Here is a 2,580-nt window from a genome sequence, read left to right on the forward strand (position 1 = left end):
ATGTCCTTTTTGTTTTGCTTTACATAAAAAGAGGTTTGCACTCGCTCTTCAAACGAGTAGGTTCATCTAGCCGACGCAGTAAAATAGATCGGTCATCACCGCAGTTCCAGTAGGTGATGCGACGTTAGCAGGGGAAGGACGGAGAGCCCTGTACATAGCCTAAGTCCCGAATGGATACGGTAAAGATCGTTGGAGAGGTTCAGACGGGGTCATATGGTACGAGACCGTAGGCAGTCCCACGACAAACGGTGGGGAATTTCCTAGTAGGCGGCTGTATGATTGCTGTGACACGACCTGAGGTGGCTTCTGGCCACTTCAGAGTGGATTATATGACGAGTCGCCGAAAGGCAGCAAGGTAGGGCGTGGAAACGCCTTGTGTGCGCGATGATGCGCAGCGAGTCATATCGTGGGGGCGTGATTCCCTGCAGTCTTGGAACGCCTAGACATACGGATACCTCGTCCTACACTGGACGCAGAAACGTTGGGCAGATTTAATCCTTTTATTTTCAAGGGGTTAGTCTGCCCATCCAGCCGTTTTCCTCGCCTGCCTACCGCAGTATGCACATGCTCTTCTAGTGCATCAAGTCTTTTTGATTAAAAAAAGGAAAAGAAAATGCAGGAAAGATGAAGATCAAAGACTGGAGAACATGTCGTGCGAGGAACGTTGAAGGAGGGAGCGAAGCGAGTCCATTCAATGTGACGCAGTGCGCCAGCAAACGAAGTGAAGGCGTAAACGCCGAGAACGAAGTGCGGTAGATCAGGAAAGCAAAAATTGTAAAAAGGAACTCAGAGAGAAGAAGGAACTTATGCTTTTTCTTTTTTTATTCCTGATTATTGCTATAGCTGTCTATGAAAAGACTAAGTACATTGATGATCAGTCCGATGAAAGATATCATCAGACCGATTTTCGTCCCTAACAGATAGGCATAACCAGTTGAACTATATGCGACATTATTCCTACTCCAAAGAGTATAATTGCGATTCCTAGTAGTGAATATTTCATCATATTCCTCCTTATGTAAGGCCGAAGACCTTGAAGGTTAAATATAGCTTATTTGAAGTGAGATTGACTGATTTCATCATCGTTGCGTGAAATGACAATTCCTCGCAACGATGACGACGCTGCAGAGCCAAGCACGAAAAAAGGGGCGAAATCGCCCCTTTTCACAAACTTTTTGATGTAAATTTACTTACTTCTTAACTCTCATCTTTCATATTCAAATCCTCTGCTTGACGAATTGTTATTATTTTTTCTTTATCGTCAATTGAAATAACGCAGTCCCATGTCGGTTTTAGTTGAAGAATACCTTTTTTATCAATCCATAATACGGCGGTTAACTCGATAAAATCCCCATTACAACCATTTTTTTAGCGTTCTCATCAATTACTGCGTATAGCTCTTCTTCTAGGTTGATTTTCCAACCGAAAAATTCATTAGTATTCATAAAAAAAATCTCCTTTATTTATGGCAGATTAACATTTGCTAGTGAAGCGATGAAACGAATAATAAGATAGATCGGCACGAGGAATATTGCTGTCATTAGTCCTTGTTTGGCTGCGTCTATCCATTCAGTCATGAAAATTTCCCTTCTAACGCTCGAAATCTTGCTCTTGAGACTTGTTGTGATTTCGTTTAGCTGCTGTTCGTGTCTGCTCTTGAGATTGCTCATTTCGGTCTCGATCTTCTGTGTGTTGTTCTCGAGTATCTGTTTTAGTTCGCTTTGTTGCGCGATTATGCTGCTGTTGGCCTTCTCGCTCGTTTGCCTGAGTTGGTCGCTGATCAGCTTGTGGCTGCTGTTCAATTGGTCGAGGTGTGTACTCTGTATGTTCTTCAGCTGCTCGTGAAGGACTTGCTGGTTCTTGCTGAGTTGGCTCGAGTACGTTTCGATTAATGCCTGAAGTTGTCCGTTTATTTTGCTGGTATGCTCTTCGAGTTCCTTGCTTCGACTGTTCAAGCTTTCGGTTGAATTCTTCATAATCAAATGCGTCACTTCTTCGGTGTCCTTGCTGATCTGAACGAGATTCTCGATTTCCTGTTGGAACGTCATCTCCTTCTGAACGACCTCCTGCAGGACGGTAGACAGATAGCCCTCGACGGCTCTCAGACGCATCAGAAGCTCCTGTTCGTTCTGAATCAAGGGTTCTTGCGTCTGATGGGGTGTCGCTTTCTGCTCGTTCTCCACGTGATACTCCGGTGTGTCTTCCGACTTCACCATCGTTTGTTCTTTCGCCTTCAATTGGTCTTTCAAACCCATCCTTGATGACCTCCCTCTCGTAATCTGCCCCTAGTTTGTTGTCTCGTACTCGTTTGTTATTCGCATGATCGTAATACGTCGTTGTGTTTCCCCGTTCTCGTACTTCAACCTGATGTTTTTCAAGCAGATAGCCCTTGAATGCTTCGTAGTCCGTCGTTTCTTGCTTCGCTTCCTCAATCTTCGTCCGGATCTCGTCCTTCCAAGAGGTCTTGCCCTTCTCGAGAAGGGCTTTCTCCGCCAATGTATAGCGAACCGGAGCATCCTTTTTCACGATGATGGACAATCCTCGTTCCTGACAGAGCCGATCGCTCGCTTCACGGATCCG

Annotated in this window: 1 protein-coding gene; it reads right to left on the reverse strand. The window is 45.0% G+C overall.

Going from position 1 to position 2,580, the window contains the following annotated elements; genetic code table 11:
* Window positions 1–1,463: 1,463 nt before the first annotated feature.
* Window positions 1,464–2,255 (reverse strand): hypothetical protein, encoded by a 792-nt coding sequence (locus tag P403_RS0115890; RefSeq protein WP_029333663.1) that lies wholly within the window; start codon window positions 2,253–2,255, stop codon window positions 1,464–1,466.
* Window positions 2,256–2,580 lie beyond the last annotated feature (325 nt).

The organism is Exiguobacterium oxidotolerans JCM 12280, assembly GCF_000702625.1.
GTDB classification, from domain to species: domain Bacteria; phylum Bacillota; class Bacilli; order Exiguobacteriales; family Exiguobacteriaceae; genus Exiguobacterium_A; species Exiguobacterium_A oxidotolerans.

Coding starts and splice junctions, on each gene's coding strand:
- P403_RS0115890 (WP_029333663.1), bottom strand. CDS start 2,255: ATGGGTTTGAAAGACCAATTGAAGGCGAAAGAACAAACGATGGTGAAG.